The sequence below is a fragment of the Flavobacterium sp. genome (assembly GCF_052437795.1).
Lineage (GTDB): Bacteria > Bacteroidota > Bacteroidia > Flavobacteriales > Flavobacteriaceae > Flavobacterium.
The window spans coordinates 420,125-440,466 of record NZ_JBQVPA010000003.1 but is presented as its reverse complement, the minus strand read 5'-3'; the positions used below and the strand labels follow the sequence as shown (position 1 = coordinate 440,466).

The following is a 20,342-nucleotide window of genomic DNA, read 5'->3' as shown; positions in this document are numbered from 1 at the left end:
GTAAAACAAGGGGTTTAACATGCTTTTCAATGGCGATCTTTAGCCGGGTCGTCATTGAGCTCACCAGCTACTTTTTCGAGCTCGGCATACCAATTTTTACCAAAGCGGCGGATTAGCGCCTCCTTTACGAATTTATACACCGGGACCTCAAGTTCTTTGCCAAGGGCGCAGGCCGGGTCGCATATATCCCAACTATCGTAGTTTACGGCTGCGAATTCGGTAAAATCCTTTACGCGGATGGGATACAAATGACAGGAAACAGGCTTCTTCCAGTCAACAATACCCTGATTGTACGCCTGCTCGATGCCGCAAAGGGCGGTTTGCCCATCGAAGATCACATACGCGCAGTCCTTGTCATCTATAAGAGGTGTTTCCAGGGTGCCGTCAGTACCTACTACCCACGCGCCCTGCTTCTCGATAGCCTCAATGCCTTCCCTGCGCAGGAATGGCTTTACTTTTGGGTAAATAGCCTCCAGTATTTTGGTCTCCTCTTCATTCAGTGGCGCGCCGGCATCGCCATCTACGCAGCACCCTCCTTTGCATGCCGAAAGGTTGCACACAAATTCCTTTTGTAAAATATCCTCAGATACTATTGTTTTTCCCAGTTGAAACATAGGGCAAAGATAGGGTTTAGCCACGAATTACACTAATTTTCACCAAATCTGTGAAGACGTGACTAAAACAGATAAATTTATGTGGCCCGTGTAATTGGTGACAGGATCTCACTTAACCCGTGTAGCCAAACCCCTCATAAAATTTAACGCCGAATTAGTACTCATGCCAATTATATGCAATACTTTTGCAGTCCCTAAAACAATTTTCATGGGTTTCGACTGGAAGCAGATATTCACAATAACCATGGTGCTTTTTGCCGTGATCGACATCATTGGGAGCATACCCATCATTGTCGACCTGCGCACCAAGCTTGGGCACATCCAGTCGGAAAAAGCATCGGTAGTTGCCATGATTATCATGGTCGCCTTCCTTTTTGTGGGAGAGGAGATACTGAAGCTCATCGGTATCGATGCCAACTCATTTGCCGTGGCGGGTTCATTCGTATTATTTTTCCTGGCGCTCGAAATGATATTGGGCATACGGCTTTATAAGGAAGATAACCCCAGTACAGCCTCCATCGTGCCCATAGCGTTCCCGCTGATAGCAGGGGCAGGCACCATGACCACCATACTTTCGCTTCGCGCGGAATTCGAAAAGATCAACATCATCATCGCTATAGTTATCAATGTGATCTTGGTATACGTTGTGCTCAAATCATCCGCAAAAATAGAGCGGCTTTTGGGCGATAACGGACTGGGTGTCATACGAAAAGTATTTGGCGTGGTGCTGCTGGCCATAGCTGTTAAATTATTTGCGGCTAATGTTAAACAATTATTCCTTTAACATTAAATTTTATAATTTCACGCCGTTCAAACCTGCCATACAGGTAAACACATAGGATATGAAAATTTTTATCTACATACTGATAGCCATGGCTTTAGGGCTTATCATTTTTAACGCCACCCAACTTGACTTTGATAACCTTACCCAAGGGAACAGCCTTGTAGCCCTCATCGGCATCGTAGCATCGCTGTGCGCGGTATGCATCCTTATAATTTTCAGGATGGCAAAGAACATCGAGGAAAAAACGAGAAATCACTAATATGTTCGATGTCCTTATCATTGGCGGCGGCGCATCAGGGGTTTCCTGCGCTCTTATTATCGGTTCCGCACTCAAAAAACCTTATGCCGAAGGCAAAAGGGCCGGGATATTTACCCACCAAAAAGCATCGGCCCTACAGGATGCCATTTTTTGGAACGCGTATGGCGTTGCACCGGGTAAATTAGGCAAAGACCTAATGGACGAAAGCCTGGAACAGCTCACCTCCCTGTATCCTGCCATGGAACAGATACATAACGAAAAGGTCATGAGCGTCCAGGGCGAAGCCGGGAATTTTACCGTTACCACCAATAAAAACACATACAAAACAAAGGCTGTAGTTATGGCCATTGGCTCGGCAAATACTTTTGCGATCGATGGGCTGATGGATCACGTTATCCCCCACAAAAAAGCGATGCCGGAGAAAAACCGCATCCAGCTGAAAAATGACGATCACCTGGTCGCCGAAGGCATTTATGCCACCGGTACACTTGCCGGGCACCGCAGCCAGCTGGCCATTGCCGCAGGAAGCGGAGCCGCAGTCGCCACCGATATCCTTACGTTGTGGAATAACGGTATCCCTACGCAGTACCATGATAGTACGAGGGTGAAGTGATAGGACGCAGTTTTCATTTATAACCCGTCTTTTATCAGTGAATATATCAGCATTATACCAATCCAAATGATCATTGCTGCAATAATAAGCCCCGCGATAAGTCCGTCATTCAAAATTCCCATTATAGTAAAATAGAGTAGTACGCCTACACCTGTTCCAACCAGCAGTATATTAACATAACGCAGGATCTGTTTTAGATACCCGCCTTCTATTTCAGCATACACCCAAAGTGTGGCAAATGTAAGAACCGAATAGATCAGAGGAATGTATTCTGTAACGCCCTGGGTTGCGTTATGTCCCGCAACCCCCACTACCATTTGTGTGGCAAACATGAGAATAACAAATAGTAGGAGTGCGATCCTGTACAAAACAGAGTAAGCTTTCAACATATCCGAACGATTAATTAGCAATGGCAATTTAAGAATTCCCGCCAACGTTGATCATTATTTACTCAAAAAAACAGAGGCCGTCATACGACAGCCTCCGGATCACAAAAACAATAAAAATGTATTAAAACACCTTAAACTGGTATACAGGTGAAGCTGTTACGTTGCCCGCTTCATCGGTAGTAACTACTTTCCAGTAATACGTTGCGCCCGATGCTACTGCTACGTTCGGCAGTGTCTCCGCGGTCACGGTGCCTTTTAATGTAGTTGGGTTGGCATTGGTATCGATGTATACTTTATAGTCGGCTATATCATTATCCAGGTCGCTGCCGTCCCACTCTAGGGTGATGGCAGGGCCATGAACGGTCGAACTCATCACAGGAGATACCGCATCGGCCGGGAATGGCGCGTAATTGGCAACTCCGGCACCGGCATTATAAAACTTCCATACCCCGCTCTGCACAACCGAGTTGTTCGCCTTTTTAGAACTAACGTACCACGAATAAGGAACACCTTTTTCAACGGTTACCTCATACGAGAGGTTCGTCCCCGCATTATACTGCAGGCTGCTTTGGGTATTCAGGTTCTTTACGTACAAAAAGTACGTTTGAGTATCGGGGGCGGCACCCCACTGGAAGGTGATCTTGCTTTGCGTAGGCGAAACTTCAGTACCTGTTGTACACTCCGAATTATTTTCAGGGAACGAAGGTGTGGCTGCCTGCGTGTTAGAATTGCCCTCACCACCGTCGCCATCGCTGGAACATCCGGCCAGTGCGAAAAGCGACGCTGCAAATGCTATCAGTAACTTTTTCATTCTTTTACGATTTTAATGTTATACGCCTGCGTACCCGATATTATTTTCATCATGTACATTCCTGCCGCAAGGCTTCCTGTATCTATAGTGCATACTTTATCCTGCGTGATGTAGCTTCCTGCCATTACCCTGCTGCCAAGTGTCGAGAACACTTCTACATACACTTTTTCGTTCTTCGCTTCGGGTATCATCACATGAAGGTCGTTTCCACTCACAGGGTTAGGATATACGCGCAGGCTGCCATCCATCATAATGGTTTTCCTGTATATACCCTGGCACTCTTTGTCGGTTTTTACCTCAATAGTATTCTCACCGCCTTTAAGGTCGAGTGTTATGGCATTCGCCGAAGTTTCAAACACCTCACCGTTAAAGTTGATGGTATAGTGGCTTCCACCTTCAAGGTCAAGCTGTACCGTATAATTTTCTGCGGCTACCCTTTGCAATACTGCAAGGTCCTGTGGCTCGCTAACCACAATGTCAAAGCACTGGCTGTAGGCAGGGGCTTCGGGCAGGGTAAAGCAAAGCCTGTACTCACCTGCCGCAAGGTTGCTGAATGATGTGGTAGTGGTAAAATTAGCCGTTTGGCCCGATGTGCCTGTTAGCGTAGCCACATAGTTATGGTTGGCCGCAGCCGTTACCGTTATGCTTCCGTTGTTGGATGAGCGGCAGCTTTCACCGGTCGTGCGGATCGCAAAATTGTTCCCAGGAAGGGTGAACAGTGTACATCCGTTAAAGTTCACCACAGCCCCGGCAGGGGTATTGGGACACAGATCGGCGCTGTCGGGCACACCGTCGTTATCAGAGTCCGGCGCCTGGAACGAGAAACGTACCCAGTTCAGGTTAAAGCCGGGAGACGTAACTACCAGCCTCATAAAGTAACGGCCCGCGGGAAGCACGGCATCGGCAGCAAGCGTTTGCCATGTTTGCCATCCACCGGTTGCAGGAAGGCTTACAGTGTGTATGTCCTGCGTAGTTTCATTAATAAGCTGTAATTTGATACCTCCGGTCTGGCTTTCGCCCGAACGGCGGTACTCGATCCTGTAATTGCCTGTTTGGCTGATATTCACCAAATATTCAAGGTAGTCACCGGCATCTGTGTAGCCAATATTCTGTCCACCACCGGTATCATTGGTGTTTTCAAGTTCAAGGCCGCTGTTGGCATAAAAGCTTTCTGCCTGTATAGTGCCCGATATCTGCTGGATGTTGCCCACCCTGTTGCTCACCGGCCTGTCGGCAAAGGCAGCCTGCACGGTAGCATCGGCGGCTAAGATGTTCGTACCTGCATACGTAAGTGTAACTACATCTGACGGGTTGATGGCAACAGCAGGTGTAATAACAAAGCTGTTCGCAGCCGTACCCATGGCAATGCTGTTTACCGTAACCGCTGTACCGTTCACCTTTAGCGTAAGCGCGCTTGCCGAAAGGTCGATACCTGCCTGCAATGGTTTGTTGAAAACCACATTTACCTTATCGCCCAGCACATTTGTTGCCGCATCGACAACTTTAAAAGCTGCCTGCGCAGATGCCCTTGGGTTTTTGAATTCGATATAATTAAGGTTAAAAGAACCGGCATCAAAATAAACCTTTACCTTGTTCTCTCCTGCCTGGAGCAGCACATCTGTAAGTGTTATGGCCGACCATGTGGTATAAGACCCCGTTGATGGAAGGTTTATCCTTTCAGAAATCCTTCCGTTCGCATCTTCAAGGTGGATGGACCCGCCCATGCCCGCATAACGGATATCAATATCATAAGCTGTCTGGTTTTGCTGCGTAAGGGTATACAAGAGCCATTCGCCTGATACAATATGGCTCACATGGAAGCCGTTGCCTGTATCGTTCGACTCCTGTATGTCCACACCATCGTTACGCATCGCCCATCCGTTGTTCCATGCCTGGAACGTACCGGTATCAGTCCTGTAGTTGGCAATATCGGTATCATAGTAGGCATGCAGGTGCGGACCCAAGTCATATTCGGTAGCATACACCCTGCCCGGCAGGTTGTGTGTTTTGTACTTGATGGTTTCCGTAGTCTGTACCTGGCGGAACATCGCATCGATCACGTCCGGTTTGGTCGTAACGTTCTGCATTTTATAATTCTCGGCCATTTGCATCAATGCATTAAAGGCAAAAGTCTCCGAAGGCTGCGTACCACCATTGGCCCAGTAATCCAACAACTGCTGGTATTGTGGCGTTTTGTCCACAGCGGCAGGTCCGGCAATGCTGCCGATCTTTTTAAGCGGCCACCATGCCCAGCCGATATTAAGCGACTCTGACAAGGAAATGGCATCCCTGAACCACACGTTGGAGTTCTCCCCACTTTCGCCCAGCCAAAGCGGAACGTTGTGCTGTGTCCTGAGGTTAAGCAAGCCCTGTATGGCACCGGCATTGTTTGCATTCCAGTATTTATGCCAGCTTAGTGTCATATTATTGTCCCAAAGCGGGAACATTCCGTTATAGTTATTCCCCCAGCAGTTACCGCCCAATATGATCATGTGGTTGGTATCTACCGCGCGGATGGCATTGGTAATGGCAACATACAATGAGCGTAACGGCGCGTTGGAGTTCTCATCACAACCGTTTTGGTTGGTGCCGGTAAAGGCCCAGTTGGGTTCGTTTATCAGGTCGTAACCGCCTATCCATGGCTCATTCTTGTACCTGTCTGCCAGGCGGGCCCACAGTGCGATCAGCTTTTGCTTGTTGGCCTCGCTCTCCCATAGTGATGGCTTGGCAGGGTTGTAGTCACTAATATTCGCATCCTTGCCCTGCCCGCCCGGTGTGGCATGCATGTCAAGGATAAGGTACATTTCATTTTCGGCACACCATTGCAAAAGCTGGTCGGTCCTTTGGAAACCTTCATCCAGCCATGTATTTTGTCCTGCAACGGGTTCCTGCTCGATCGGAAGGGTATACAGATTATAGTGCATCGGCAGACGAACGGAATTAAAGCCCCATGCCTTCAGGGAATCGATATCCCTTTTGGTAATGCTGTTATTGCGGTATGCCTGGTAGAAGGTTTCGGTATTCGCTTCGCCTATCAGCTGCTTTATCTTGTCGCGTATCTGCCACTGGGTACCCGCAAAAGCGTCTGTCTGCAACATGTAGCCTTCCTGCACCATCCATCCGCCCAGTCCCATCCCGCGAAGGAGTACGTTGTTACCGTTGCCGTCTACAATGTTCTGGCCGCTCTGGTGCAGGTAGCCCTGACCAAACGCCGAACATGACAGCGCCAATAAAATAATGTAATATATTTTTTTCATTGGAAGTATTAATAAATTAGTGTTTGTATGGCATGCGGCGGTATTTCGGCAACAGCCTTGGTTGTTCCTATGATCAGGTTATAGGTGATCTTCTCTTCGCTATTGTTCATTACAACAGTCACCATCTTACCATTGGCATTAATGAACGATGTGCTCTGTAGCTGGCTCCTGCTTGCGGCAGTGCTTACCCTTTTTGCATCGGGCTGTACAAATTTCGAGAAGTGGCCTATGTAGTAGTATGACGGCGTGTAAATGATCTCACCCGTTTTTGTATCAACGTGAATTGGCGCAAAGCAAAAGTTGCCCACGTGGTTTGGCCCACCTTTCTCGTCAAGAAGTATGTTCCAGTCGGTCCAGCCGGCCATGCCGTTGTTAAAATCGTTTATCATCTGTTCGCCATAGCGCTCACCATTTGGCCAGTACTGGTAGCGTGAAGCATCAAATTTCTCCACGCAGCCTTCGGTAAACATCAGGTGCTTGTCCGGATAGGCTTCGTTCACTTTTTGCAGGTTCTGGAACATTGGCTTGCCGCCGGCCCAGGTCTCGTACCAATGGAAACCCATGCCCCACGCATATTTTGATGCCTCGGGGTCGCCGAATATCACATTCGCCCTTTGCACCATCAGGTCGCGGTTGTGGTCCCAAACAATTATTTTTTTATCGCCAAGCTCTTTCTTGATGGTCGGCCCAAGGTAGTTTTTAAGGAAGTCGCGCTCCTCTTCGGCTGTGTAAATGCAGGATTCCCATGTTTGGGTGGCCATAGGTTCATTCTGTACAGAAAGTCCCCAAACCGGCATTCCTTCTTTCTCATAGGCCTTTATGAATTTCACATAATAGTCGGCCCAGGTCTGGTAGTATTCAGGAAGCAGCTTGCCGCCCCTGAGCATATTTTTGTTATCCTTCATAAATGCGGGCGGGCTCCAAGGGCTTACATAAAACGTAATTTTGTTGGAAGCTGCTTTCATAGCCTGCTTTATGAGGGGTATGCGGTATTTTTTATCGTGATCGATACTGAATGACCTAAGGCTTTTGTCGCCCTCTTTTATGTAGGTATAACTGCCACTGCTAAAGTCGCTGCTGTGTATCGTTGTCCTTATGATCGAGTAGCCTATCCCTTCGTTGCTGAAGTAGGCATTTAAAAATTCTTTTTGTTTTGCAGGCGTAAGCTTTGCAAATACTTCGGCACTTGCATCGGTGATCGCGCCGCCAATACCTAGGATCGTCTGGAACGTCTTTGCCGGCTCTACAAATACCGAGAACTCGGTTTCCAAAGGCTGTTTGCTATCTGTAAACGAAACTTCGCCCGTTTTGGCAAGCCTGAGCTCTGTATCCATTGCCGTGGTATATACCGTAGCCTTACTGCCTATGGCAGGAATGCCGCCTGTATTTTTTTGCTGTTGGGCAAAACCGTGCAGGGACATCAGCGCGAGGGCGATGCCTAAAAATTTATTCTTCATTGGTTTTTTTTTGGAATTTCGCAGCCGCGGAACTACTTCCCAACCACTGCAATTAAAAGAGGTATCTTAAAAAAATAGCCTGCTTTCTTGCAACAAGATCACAGGCTATTTGTAACTAACCCAAAACTTTTTAATTCATTCTCCTCATTTCAACATTGTCAACGCTAACGCCGACAATGCCATTATTAGAACCAGTACCTGCTTTTACCACAAGATACATTGTTCCTGCCTGTGTAACAGTAACGGTGTTACCGCTTCCCTGGCAGCTGATAGTGGCAAGCATGCCGTCAAACGGTGCAATGCCACATCCTGCCCATGTATTAAGGCCGATAAGTGTAAGTGGGTCGCTACCGTAATCAGAACCGTTTACCGGCTGATTGGCACCCAAGAATACCTGGAACCACATTTGGTCATTGCCACCCGGGCCTGACACATGCATGTTGATCTTGTAAGTACCCGGAGTAACATCTACCGCCTGGTAGATACCCTGGCCTGTCCATACGTTGGCTACACCACCGCTTGCCGTAGCTTTGCCATTAGCAAAACTCCATGTAACGGTCTCTGTACCGCTGGTGTTGAATACACCCCAGTTAGCCGCGCCATCATCAAATTTTCCGTTAAGGATAAGGTTGCCCGCAATTGGGTCCGGTGTAGTAACCGTAATAGTTTGTGTAGATGAGTTACTCATGCCTCCGTTTCCGTACACAGTATGCGTAACAGTATACGTACCTGCATCCGGAAGGAAAAGCTCTTCAGCGCTATCACCTTTAAATTCTCCTGTACCGGTATCCCAACGGTGTACCAACTGGCCCGCCCCTGTTACACCCTCGAGCTTGTAACGGTTGCCCGATGCATCAGTCGGGGTTACTGTAAAGGTCGCATCAACATTCTCGTTAAACAGCGCATTACCTCCCGAAACTTCTTCCGGCTGGCATCCTGTCAGGAAGCCCATCGCTGCAACTGCTGCCGCAAAGCAGCTGTTTCTTAAAATTATATTCAGTTTCATAAATCGTCTTTAATATTAATAGTTTGGATCCTGCTGTATTTGTGTGTTCTCAGTCTCACGTAGCGGTATCGGCCAGAATTCGTGCTTGCCCGCGATAAAGTTGCGTGAAGCAAGTACCGAAGCTGCCCTTCCTGTACGTACAAGGTCCCTCCAGCGATGGCCTTCACCTGCAAGTTCAAGCCTGCGCTCTTTCCAGATGTTCTCAAGCGATACAGGTACCGGGGTAAGACCTACCCTGTCACGTACCGCATCAAGCAATGCCTGGGCCCTTGCTCCTGTTCCGCCCAAAGCTTCCGCTTCAAGAAGGTAGGTATCTGCAAGGCGGATCGTATACGTATTCTGCCTGTAGTTCAGCACCACATCGCCACCGCCAGGTGTAAGGTCGGCATGTGTCGGCATGAACTTCTTAAGGAAGTAACCTGTATCCTGGTAGCCCGGCACATACGATGCCTGCCCATTGGCAACAAGCTCATTCATATCAAGTATCGTAGCATCAAAACGCGGGTCGCCCATTAGCGCGTTGGCCAGGTCAACAGTTACCGGGTTAAAGCTCCAGCCCGTTTCATAAGCAGGCGCTCCCGAAGCACTGTAACCACGTGGTCCAACCATTACGTTAAGTGTATTCCCTTCATCAGACCCTGAACCCCAGTTACCCCAACCGGCATTACTTTGGTAGGTATGTGTAGACTCAAGGATCGACTCTGTGTTGAACTTGTTATCAATGATCCAAAGATCGTTGTAGTTATCCAACAGCTTGTAGCCGTATTGGCTTGTACCGCCAGGTGTGCCATTTACTTCAGCAAACTGTGCTGCAGCCTCGGCATTTTTGTTTTGGTACAGGTATACTTTACCCAATATCGCCTGTCCGGCACCTTTGCTTAGGCGGCCTGCTTCGGTAGTGATGTCAAGCATCGGCGGCAGGTTTGGTATGGCATCCATGAGGTCTGCCTCGATTTGGGCATATACATCCTCACGCGCTGACTGTGGATAATTGTAGTACTGGTCTACAGTAAGCGTTGACGTGATAAGTGGTATGTTCCTGAACTGTGTGATCAGCTGGAAATAATAGTAGGCTCGCAACGCTTTTGCCTCTGATGTAAACCTTGCTTTCTTTGCATCGTCCATACTTATGCCCGGTAATTTTTCCAAAAGCACGTTAGCCCTGAAAATTCCCTGGTAATAATCACTCCAAAAGCTACCCGGTAGTTTTGAGGGATCTATGCTATAATTAGAGAACGACTGGATACCCGCGCCGTCCGACTCGTTACCTCCGCCGGCATAATGATCATCCGATCCGGCATTAAGCATAGCGATCATATTCTCGAAACCGCCCGATTCTTTTTTCATGATATCATAAACCGCAACAAGTGCCGAATATGCCTGTTCTTCGTTTTGATAATAGTTATCTTCCGATACAGCGCCTTTGAACTGGGTCGTCAAAAACTCATCGCTACACGAAATAGTTGTGAAAACCCCGGCCATTACCAGTACTGCCCATTTTAGATTTTTAAATTTCATTTTCAATTTTTTTAAAGTTGTAGATTACATCCGATCATCAATGACCTCGCCTGTGGATAATAGCCGCGGTCAATTCCCATAACATCACCCCCTATTTCAGGGTCAAATCCGGTATATTTAGTAAAGGTAAACAAGTTTTCTGCGGTAACATACAGCCTCGCTTTCGCAAGTGTTTTACCTATGATGCTTTCAGGAAGCGAGTAGCCAAGCTGGATCACTTTGATCCTGAAGTAATCACCATCCTGAAGGTGGAAGGTAGAAGGCCTTGAGAAGTTACCATTAGTATCAGCTGTAGAAAGCCTTGGGTAGCTGTTCGAAGTTCCTTCTCCTGTCCAACGGTTCAGCGCGTTGGTCTGCCAGTTGGCATTGATCATATCTAGCCTGCGGACACCCTGATAGATCTGGTTTCCGGCAACACCCTGGCCAAACATCATAAGGTCGAAGCCTTTGTATTCAAGATTGATCGTTAAGCCGTACGTAATGTCCGGAAGCGGGCTTCCAAGATATGTCCTGTCTTCTTCTGTGATCACACCGTCGCCGTTAAGGTCCTTGTAGCGGAAGTCACCCGGCATAACAGTAATGTCTGCAGGAACAGCGGCCGCGTCGATCTCAGCCTGGTTTTGGAAGATACCATCAGTTACAAATCCATAGAACGAGTTGTAAGATCCTCCAACTTCACTACGGGTAAGCGGGTAAGCTGATGATTGTATGCCTGGCCCAGAGTTGAAATCGCGATCCTGGCCTACGCTCGTCACTTCATTTTTAAGTGTAGAAAGGTTACCGTTTACAGAGATGTTAAGGTCGCCAACTTTTTTGCGGTAACCCAGCTCAAATTCCCATCCGGTATTCTTCATTTCACCTACGTTACCCTGAGGTTCGCCTGAAGCGCCCACATAACCCGGAAGTCTGATACCCTGAAGGATACCTGTAGTTTTCTTTTTATACCATTCAACTGTAAGGGTAAAATCCTTAGCCAGTACAGCATCGAAACCTACGTTGGTTTGTATTGTTTCTTCCCATGCGAGGTCAGGGTTTGAAGGCCTTAGCTGTGAGTTACCTATCGCTACGGCACCACCATTACCGATAGTGTAATTTTGACCACCTGTTATAAGCGAAAGAAATGCGTTTGGTTCGATATTATCGTTACCGGTAACACCCCATCCGCCTCGGATCTTAAGGTTGTTAACGATGTCATTGGTTTTCCAAAAATCTTCTTTGGTAGGAACCCAACCTAATGAAACTGATGGAAAAGTTCCATATTGCTTGTTGGCACCGAATTTTGATGAACCGTCACGACGAACTATACCTGTAACAATATACTTTTCCTTATAATCATAATTTAACCTCGCGAACAATGACGAAAGTGTATTCTCCTGGTTAGTATAAGCAGAACCCTGAATATCATCCGGCACGGTTGGCCATTGGAAAGAAGCATCCCTCCAGTCATTCGTTGGCTGGTTATAATAAGTAGTTGTGGTACCACTTCCAATATTATTTACTGTAGCTTCCTGTCCCAAAAGAACAGTAAAGTTATGATCGGCAATAAGTTTTGTATACGCCGCTGTATTGGTTATGATCCAGCTGAAATTTTTGTTAGTGCTCCTGAACAGGTTGTTCCTTGAAGTGTTGCTGTTAGGGCCAAGGTAGGACTGCGGGGTAAAGTTCTCTGAACCCCAATATGCCATTTTACCACCTATTGTAGACCTAACTTTAAGGCCTTCGATCGGGGCGATCTCCACATAAGCATTACCTACAAAGTCGTCTGACCAATCGTAGTTGCCCTGGCGTGTAGCGATATAAGCTAATGGGTTGGTCATTTCCTGCTGAACAGAATTTGAGATACCGTAGTAGTTGCCGTTCGCATCCTTTAATGCATTTGGCTGAAGATAGTCTGATGTGTTTGGCCTCGTCAACGGGTCGGTTACGATCGCTGGTGTAGTCGGGTCAAGATTGATCGCCGAAGCAAGCGGACCGCCAAATTCACCATTTGTATTACCTACCGGAAGGGCCTTAACTTTAGCATATGCAAATGTCTGCCCAACTTTTAGCCAGCTATTCACTTTATGATCAGAATTTAGCCTGAGGTTTTTACGGATATATTGTGAAATATCACTTGTCACGATACCTTCCTGGTCAGTAAGTCCGAAAGACATATAGAATGTTGACTTGTCGTTACCGCCGCTAACGCTAAGCTCGTGCTGTGAACGTGCCGCATGGTCATTGAATACTACATCCTGCCAGTCAGTTCCCCTGCCAAGTTCAGAAGCATTTGGATAAGGCAGCACAGGAGTGCTTCCCGTGAATCCATTTATATACTGCTCATTCCTTAAAGCAGCATACTGCCTTGCATTTAGAAGGTCCAGTTTCCTTGCAGGACCTGAAAAACCCGTAAATCCATTGTAATTAACCGAAAGTTTGCCTGCCTTACCTTTTTTGGTCGTGATAAGGATAACACCCGCCGCAGCCCTTGTACCATAAATGGCGGAAGAAGCAGCATCTTTAAGCACTTCGATCGACTCAATGTCAGCCTGGTTAATATAACCGATACCGCCATTGTCCATGATGATACCATCTACAACCCAAAGTGGATTATTAGCTCCCTCCCTAAAAGACGCAACACCCCTTACACGTACTGTAGCTGCTGAACCCGGTTGCCCTGAATTGGCAAAAATGGTTACACCTGACGTACGTCCTTGTAGCGATTGTTCTATCCTGGTAAGTGGCAGGTTTTCAAGCTGCTCTGCCTTAACCGAGGATATGGCTCCTGTTACAACGCTTTTCTTTTGGGTACCATAACCTACAACAACAACTTCCTCAAGCTCTTCTGAGCCCGGGGACATGGATACGTTAATGGTGCTTTGCCCATTCACAGGGATCTCCTGTAATGTATAGCCAATGTAGCTGATCACCAGCGTAGCACTTGGCCCTACCTTAATTTGGTAATTACCATCAATGTCCGACATGGTGCCTGACGTCTGGTTACCTTTTTCATAAACGGATGCTCCGGGTACGGGCATTCCGTTCTCATCTGTCACCTTACCGGAAACAGTTGTGTCCTGCGCCCACGCGCTGAGGGTGCACAACAAACAGATAAAATAAAAAAATCGTAATTTTAATAATTTCATACTCGTTAAAATTTGGGTGGGTTAATTGTTGATTACACGCAATATTAATGAAAAAAATATTGTTTTAGCAACCAATTTTCTTTACAAAAACCCATCAAAAGAAAAATAAAACTATATTAAAACACATCATATATTTTTTAAAATTTTGATTATCAAATATATAATTTGAATAAATTATGTTGGCGTATTGTTAACATATCTAAAAAAAACCCTACAAACTATCATTTAAGCTACATCGTGGTAGTTAGCCAGTAATAATTCAACATTTAACAAATTAATGCTAAAAATGTATTGTTGTATAGGTGAAAAATTATCATTTTAATAATATTGACACATGCAATAATTCTGAAATATATACGTTTCAAACGCATATTATGGATGTAAAATATTATATAAAATGATATTTTTGTAAGAATTTTATTTATTTCAAACAGCAATTTAGTCATGCAAAATCGAATTACATCGTAATAGTAGATGTGCTAAGCTTATAAATAGTAAGATTTTGATATAAATAAATAAGTATTACTTTTATAAAAATTATGCACGGTCGATGCCTTTTAATAAAATCATAGCCAGATCCTTTTCACTTGTATTAACTGCCAAGAGTTACATCCATAAATTTTTGCTGGTCACATTCCTTTCCTCATTTTGCTTGGGCACTGCTCAGGTAAAGCACATCGGGCTGCCAAAGATCATCAACTATAAAAAATCCGATTACAGTGGCGGTGCACAGAACTGGGACATAGCCCAGGATAAAAAAGGCAACCTTTATTTCGCCAATACCGCCGGGCTGCTTCAGTTCAACGGAACATCCTGGAGCCGCACACCCATTCCCAACAACACCATACGTTCGATGAAGATCGACGGATCCGGAAGGATATATGTAGGAGGCAATAATGAATTCGGGTATTACGACACAGATGCCAAGGGAAAGCTTACCTACCATTCCATTTCGCGGAAACTGAGCAACAATACCAAAAAATTCATGGATTTTGTATGGCGCATACACATATATAAGGATGCCGTATTTTTCCAGACCTTTAACCGGGCCTATATTTATAAGAATGAAAAACTTACTATACTCGAGGCACCAAACCGTTTCCAGTTCTCTTTTGTGGTAGGCGATAAATTATATTTTCAGGACATCACATCGGGCCTTATGGAATACCGCAATGGGGATCTGGTCGCACTGCCAGGCACCCAAGTGTTCAACAATACAGAAATATGGGGCATGCTACGGCTTGCAGATGACAGGCTGCTGGTCATAACGATGGACAGAGGTATTTTTGTATATGGGAATAACACCGTAAAACCCTGGGCCAGTGAAGCCAACGCTTTTGCACTAAAGAACAACTCGCTTGGCGGAAAGCTCCTTGATGACAAATTCATCGTTATAAACTCAGTATTGGACGGTGTGATCATCTGCGACATGGACGGCAAGATCGTTCAGCAAATCAACAACAAAAAAGGCCTGCAAAACAACACCGCCCTGTCATCATTCGTAGATGCCAGCAATAACCTTTGGCTCGGACTGGATAACGGCATCGCATTCATCAACCAAAATTCTCCATTTACCTTTCTGGGATCAAGCTACGACCTGAGTACCGTATATTCATCAACACTCTTCCAAAACAATTTATATGTAGCTACCAACCAAGGGGTTTTTTACCATGACTGGACCAAGGTGTTCAAGGAAGAGTCCTTTCGGTTCGTACCCGGCACTACCGGCCAGGCATGGAACCTGCAGGAGATAGACGGTGAGCTGTTCTGCCTGCATAACCGTGGTATTTTTACCATAAGCAATGGGCAGGCCGGAAAATTTATTGATGAGCGGGGCTACCTGGGCCTTAAAAAAATGCCTGGCATGCCGGGATACCTCATAGGGGCCAATTACCACGGTTTTGCCATTTTTGAAAAAACACCTGCAGGCTGGAGGTTCAGGAATCAGATCGAGGGCATCAATATGTCGGATGCCAAGTTCACTACTGATGGTAAGAACATCTGGCTCATACGCGATGGCGTGGCCTATCAGATGAAGCTTGCCAGCGACCTCAAGCGCTTCAGCGTGATCGTGACACACGACCATCTGGGTAAGGAGCTGAAAGGCATTACCAGCGTACAGCAGATCAACAACACCGTATATTTCCAGACCAACAACCGTTTCTTTAAATATTCGCAGACCGGCGATACTTTCGTAGAGGATAAAAGGATGACGGAACTCTTTAAAAGCCTGCCGAAGATCCGCAATTGCTTCGAGGATAAAATAGGCAACATCTGTTATTTCTATGGCGACTCCTCTATGGGCATGCTCATAAAGCAACCGGATGGCGGCTATAAGAACGTACAGTCCCCATTTGCGACCCTTACAGGCGATCTGGTATTTTACTTCGAATCGATCAATGCCATTGACAACTCCAATATTTTCATCGGGCTTACCGAAGGGCTCGCGCATTACGACCCACAGCTGCAATACATAAGCACCACCAAGCCAAAAGCCTTCATAAGGAGCTTCACCTTTCCCGGCGACACCCTTACCACGGGCAATATGGACCGAATCGTCGAAATGTCCATCCCCTATAACTCAAACAATGTTAAGTTCACATTCTCCTCCCCCACTTATGATAACCCGGAGAACATAAAATTCGCTTACAAGCTGAAAGGCTTTGACGAAAAATGGAGCGGCTGGACCACCGTTCCGGTAAAAGAATATACCAACCTGCGCGAAGGCGACTATAAAATGCTGGTAAAAGTTATCAACAGCTATGGCGTAGAGTCGGATCCCGTTTCACTCGGCTTTATGGTCTCGCCTCCATTTTACAGGCATCCACTTGCGTATGCAGCTTATGTGCTCATCATTGCTTTCGGTTTCTTTTACATCAGGAGGAACATGAGGGTCAAGATCCGCAAGAACAAATATTATGAGACCATGGAGCAGCGCAGGCTGTACCTGGAAAAAGAAACACGCATAAAAGAAGAGCAGTACGAACTCGAAAAAGAGATCGAAAGGCTTAAAAATGAACAGCTTCGAGTAAAAATCCTCACTAAAGACAAGGAACTCGTAAACAACTCGCTACAGGTAGTTAAAAAGAACAAGGTGCTCAATGACATCATACATAAATTAAAGGACATCGACCCTGAGACTATGGATGAAAGCTCGAAGGCGCGTTTCGGCAAGCTGCACAAGACCATCGCTAAAGAGATAAGCAGTGATAAAAGCTGGAACAACCTTGAAAAGCACATTCGCAACGTGCATTTCGACTTCCTGAAGAGGCTGAAGGAAAAATACCCGGCGATCACGCCACGCGAGATGGACCTTGCCACCTACCTGCTCATGAACATGTCGACCAAAGAGATCGCCGAGATCATGAATATATCCGACGGTGGTGTGGAACTCGCACGCTACAGGTTACGTAAAAAGCTCGAGCTTACCCGCAAGGACAATCTTACCGGCTTCCTGATGAGTATTTAAAACTTTTTAAGCACCGGGAGGTACCATTTGAACTTTACAGCCATTAGCCTGATGATAATGATGATCGCCGAAGACACTGCATAAATGATATCGGTATTCAGGCCGGTACGTCGCAGGGCAAAGAATACGATGCCGCCAAGGATGCACACGGTCGCATAAAAGGTCTCCTTACGGAAAAGGACCGGTATCTCATTACACAATATATCACGGATAACACCGCCAAAGCAGGCTGTCATGGTACCCAATGCTATGCATATTACGGGATGCAGTCCTGCTAACAGCCCTTTTTCAATTCCGATCATGGTGAACACACCCAGTCCGATGGTATCAAATAATAATAGCGATACACGCAGACCCTCCAGGCGCCTCCAGAAAAGAGCCGACACCAAAAAGCCGAATAGGATCACATAAACATGGTTAAGGCTGAGCATCCACGCCACCGGAGTACTTCCGATGAGAAGGTCGCGTAAGGTGCCACCTCCCACTGCAGTAACAAAAGCAATGGTAAGCACCCCGAAGAGGTCGAGCTTTTTATTAATGGCCGTCAGTGCCCCTGAGATAGCGAAGGCGAGTGTACCAATGATGTCAAGTGCGTAAAACATTTCATAGTATTAATCAGGCAAACCTACAAAATGTTTGAGCAACATAATTATGTAAAAATGTTAGATTGTTTTGTCGTTCCTCTACTCATTATAGATCGGGTTAAATTACACCTATAATGTCTCAAGACCTTGCAGTAAATCATCCCGTACGTGATACGGGCAAACCCGGCATGAATGTAGCGCCCTTATACTTTGGACAGGGTTGGGATGAGGCCAAAAATAAAGCCCCGCGGCTGCGGGGCTTTATCGATATCTTACAATAAGGCTATAGCTTCTTAAGCCCTTTTGCCTGGTCTTTTGTCGCTTCGGTTATGCTTATCGCAAAACCACCACCCGGCGCGCTCAGCTGTGCCAGTTTCGACTTGCTTGTCACCACCCCTTTGCGGATGGTATAAGCCTGCGGATTAGTTTTATAATGTGCATCTTTAGCATCGGCATAAATGGTCGCAATGTAGGTTTTGCCTTTGTCAAGGAAGTCGAAGTTCACATTGGCAGTGCGTGGGGTTTCACCATTCACGTTCCCCACGAACCAGCTGCTCTTGCCTTTGGTTTTCCGTGCTACGGTAATGTACTGCCCGGGCTCTGCCTCAAGGTATTTGCTTTCATCCCAGTCGATAGCCACATCCTTGATGAACTGGAACGCATCCAGGAACTTATTGTAATGCTCGGGCACATCGGCCGCCATCTGCAACGGACTGTACATGGTCACATACAATGCTAATTGGTTAGCAATTGTGCTGTTCACATGCGAATTGTTATTCGGGTTCAGCTTGTTGATGTCCATTTCGAAGATACCAGGCGTATAATCCATCGGGCCGCCAAGCAGGCGCATGAAAGGGACCAGTGTCACGTGGTTGGGCTTAGAGCCGCCAAAAGCCTGGTATTCCGTTCCGCGCGCCGACTCGTTACCAATAAGGTTCGGCCAGGTGCGGGCAATACCCGTAGGGCGCACTGCCTCATGGGCGTTCACCATTACTTTATATTCAGCTGCTTTTTCTATCGCGTATTGGTAATGGTTGATGATCCATTGGCTATAATGATTTTCACCACGGGGAAGGATATCGCCAACATACCCGCTTTTTACAGCATCGTAACCATTGTCCTTCATAAACCTGTAAGCTTTATCCATATGGCGCTCATAATTACGTACCGATGATGATGTTTCATGGTGCATGATCATCTTAACGCCTTTTGATCTGGCGTACTCATGGATACCTTTCACATCAAAGTCAGGGTAAGGCGTTACAAAATCGAATACATAGTCTTTAGAGTTGCCGAACCAGTCTTCCCAGCCCTGGTTCCAGCCTTCTACCAGTACACCATCAAATCCATGCTCCGCTGCAAAGTCGATATACTTCTTCACATTGGCCGTATTGGCGCCGTGTTTGCCGCTTGGTTTGGCTTTACTATAATCAGTGATGCCCAATTGTACCGAAGGATATTCCTCTGTATAGGCCCATGATGTTTTACCGGTGATCATCTCCCACCATACACCCACATACTTTACAGGCTTGATCCATGAGGTATCTTCGATCTTGCAAGGGTCATTCAGGTTGTAGGTCATTTTCGAGGAAAGGATGTCGCGCGCGTCATCGCTGGCTATTATGGTCCTCCATGGCGATGTGCACGGTGCCTGCATATAGCCTTTGTCACCAACGGCATCGGGCGTAAGCCATGATTCGAATACCAGGCTTTTCTCATCCAGGTTAAGATGCATGCATGCATAGTTGATGAGCGCCGCCTCGTGCAGGTTTATGTAAAGTCCGTTATCAGTCTTCATCTGCAGCGACGTCTGCACCCCTGTTGAGGCAAATCCCGTCTGCGAAAGGTTGGCCGTCCTTGATTTCTCGGCAAGGCCTTTTATTTCTGATAACTTTGATGTCGTATAATCATACTCCTGCGTATCGTAGTCACCCGGGATCCAGAATGCGGTATGGTCGCCCGCCATAGCAAATTGCGTACGCTCTTCTTTTATTACAAAATAAGTCAGGTTCTTTTGCTGCGGGAATTCATAGCGGAAACCCAACCCGTCGTCGAAAAGGCGAAAACGAACAATCATGTACCTGTCCGTACCTTTTTGGGTAAGGGTTACAGCAAGCTCGTTGTAGTGGTTGCGTATTGTTTTCTGCTCGCCCCATACCGGGGTCCACGTTTCGTCGAAGGTTGCGGTTTTAGTTTCCGTTACCGTAAAATCGTCGAGCAGTGACCTTTTATCGTTCTTCAGCTCAAGGCCCAGTTTACTGGTTTTGATCACGTCCTTACCCCTATATACAAGGCTGTAGGTAGGCACACCGCCCGCCTGCAGGACAAATTTCATGGAAAATGCACCGTTGGGCGATCTGAGCTCCTGCGCGGCAACATTACCAAATACGGCCAGCATGAAACAGGCCAATGCAATAAGTTTCTTCATGTTCGTTGTTTATTTCAAACACAAATAT

Annotated in this window: 14 protein-coding genes; 4 read left to right on the top strand and 10 right to left on the bottom strand. The window is 46.5% G+C overall.

Going from position 1 to position 20,342, the window contains the following annotated elements; genetic code table 11:
- Nucleotides 1-26: 26 nt before the first annotated feature.
- Complete coding sequence (locus ACT6R0_RS12125; protein WP_444653680.1) at nucleotides 27-614, bottom strand: DUF3109 family protein; 588 nt, start codon at nucleotides 612-614, stop codon at nucleotides 27-29.
- A 208-nt stretch (nucleotides 615-822) separates the two neighbouring features.
- On the opposite strand from ACT6R0_RS12125, the gene ACT6R0_RS12120 reads away from it, so the two are divergent.
- Genes ACT6R0_RS12120 through ACT6R0_RS12110 form a run of 3 tightly spaced genes read left to right on the top strand, consistent with a single transcriptional unit; the run spans nucleotide 823 to nucleotide 2,270 of the window.
- Nucleotides 823-1,398, top strand: a complete 576-nt coding sequence (locus tag ACT6R0_RS12120; protein ID WP_444653679.1) for a MarC family protein — start codon at nucleotides 823-825, stop codon at nucleotides 1,396-1,398.
- A 58-nt stretch (nucleotides 1,399-1,456) separates the two neighbouring features.
- The gene (locus ACT6R0_RS12115; protein ID WP_444653678.1) at nucleotides 1,457-1,657 is read left to right on the top strand and encodes a hypothetical protein; all 201 of its coding nucleotides are present in this window, start codon (nucleotides 1,457-1,459) and stop codon (nucleotides 1,655-1,657) included.
- A gap of 1 nt (nucleotide 1,658) precedes the next feature.
- Complete coding sequence (locus ACT6R0_RS12110; RefSeq protein WP_444653677.1) at nucleotides 1,659-2,270, top strand: FAD-dependent oxidoreductase; 612 nt, start codon at nucleotides 1,659-1,661, stop codon at nucleotides 2,268-2,270.
- 17 nt (nucleotides 2,271-2,287) lie between these two features.
- Here the strand turns inward: ACT6R0_RS12110 and ACT6R0_RS12105 are convergent, their stop codons facing one another.
- The 7 genes from ACT6R0_RS12105 to ACT6R0_RS12075 form a co-directional block, all read right to left on the bottom strand.
- Nucleotides 2,288-2,602 carry a hypothetical protein gene (locus ACT6R0_RS12105; protein ID WP_444653676.1) on the bottom strand — a complete coding sequence of 105 codons (315 nt, stop codon included), beginning with the start codon at nucleotides 2,600-2,602 and terminating at the stop codon, nucleotides 2,288-2,290.
- A gap of 178 nt (nucleotides 2,603-2,780) precedes the next feature.
- Complete coding sequence (locus ACT6R0_RS12100) at nucleotides 2,781-3,470, bottom strand: hypothetical protein (RefSeq protein ID WP_444653675.1); 690 nt, start codon at nucleotides 3,468-3,470, stop codon at nucleotides 2,781-2,783.
- Nucleotides 3,467-6,727 carry a carbohydrate-binding protein gene (locus ACT6R0_RS12095; RefSeq protein WP_444653673.1) on the bottom strand — a complete coding sequence of 1,087 codons (3,261 nt, stop codon included), beginning with the start codon at nucleotides 6,725-6,727 and terminating at the stop codon, nucleotides 3,467-3,469. The genes ACT6R0_RS12100 and ACT6R0_RS12095 overlap by 4 nt, the downstream gene beginning before the upstream one ends.
- 8 nt (nucleotides 6,728-6,735) lie before the next feature.
- Nucleotides 6,736-8,184 (bottom strand): glycoside hydrolase family 30 protein, encoded by a 1,449-nt coding sequence (locus tag ACT6R0_RS12090; RefSeq protein ID WP_444653672.1) that lies wholly within the window; start codon nucleotides 8,182-8,184, stop codon nucleotides 6,736-6,738.
- A gap of 130 nt (nucleotides 8,185-8,314) precedes the next feature.
- A complete protein-coding gene (locus ACT6R0_RS12085; protein WP_444653670.1) occupies nucleotides 8,315-9,190 on the bottom strand; it encodes a hypothetical protein in 876 nt (291 codons plus the stop codon).
- Nucleotides 9,191-9,205: 15 nt separating this feature from the next.
- The gene (locus tag ACT6R0_RS12080; RefSeq protein ID WP_444653668.1) at nucleotides 9,206-10,708 is read right to left on the bottom strand and encodes a RagB/SusD family nutrient uptake outer membrane protein; all 1,503 of its coding nucleotides are present in this window, start codon (nucleotides 10,706-10,708) and stop codon (nucleotides 9,206-9,208) included.
- An 11-nt stretch (nucleotides 10,709-10,719) separates the two neighbouring features.
- On the bottom strand, nucleotides 10,720-13,794 hold the full coding sequence (locus ACT6R0_RS12075; RefSeq protein ID WP_444653666.1) for a SusC/RagA family TonB-linked outer membrane protein: 3,075 nt from the start codon (nucleotides 13,792-13,794) through the stop codon (nucleotides 10,720-10,722).
- A 589-nt stretch (nucleotides 13,795-14,383) separates the two neighbouring features.
- Here ACT6R0_RS12075 and ACT6R0_RS12070 point away from each other — a divergent pair.
- Nucleotides 14,384-17,302: a triple tyrosine motif-containing protein gene (locus ACT6R0_RS12070; RefSeq protein WP_444653664.1), complete on the top strand. Its 2,919-nt coding sequence runs from the start codon at nucleotides 14,384-14,386 to the stop codon at nucleotides 17,300-17,302.
- Here the strand turns inward: ACT6R0_RS12070 and ACT6R0_RS12065 are convergent.
- Nucleotides 17,299-17,904: a trimeric intracellular cation channel family protein gene (locus tag ACT6R0_RS12065; protein ID WP_444653663.1), complete on the bottom strand. Its 606-nt coding sequence runs from the start codon at nucleotides 17,902-17,904 to the stop codon at nucleotides 17,299-17,301. The genes ACT6R0_RS12070 and ACT6R0_RS12065 overlap by 4 nt on opposite strands.
- 265 nt (nucleotides 17,905-18,169) lie before the next feature.
- The gene (locus tag ACT6R0_RS12060) at nucleotides 18,170-20,314 is read right to left on the bottom strand and encodes a glycoside hydrolase family 97 protein (RefSeq protein WP_444653662.1); all 2,145 of its coding nucleotides are present in this window, start codon (nucleotides 20,312-20,314) and stop codon (nucleotides 18,170-18,172) included.
- Nucleotides 20,315-20,342: the final 28 nt, after the last annotated feature.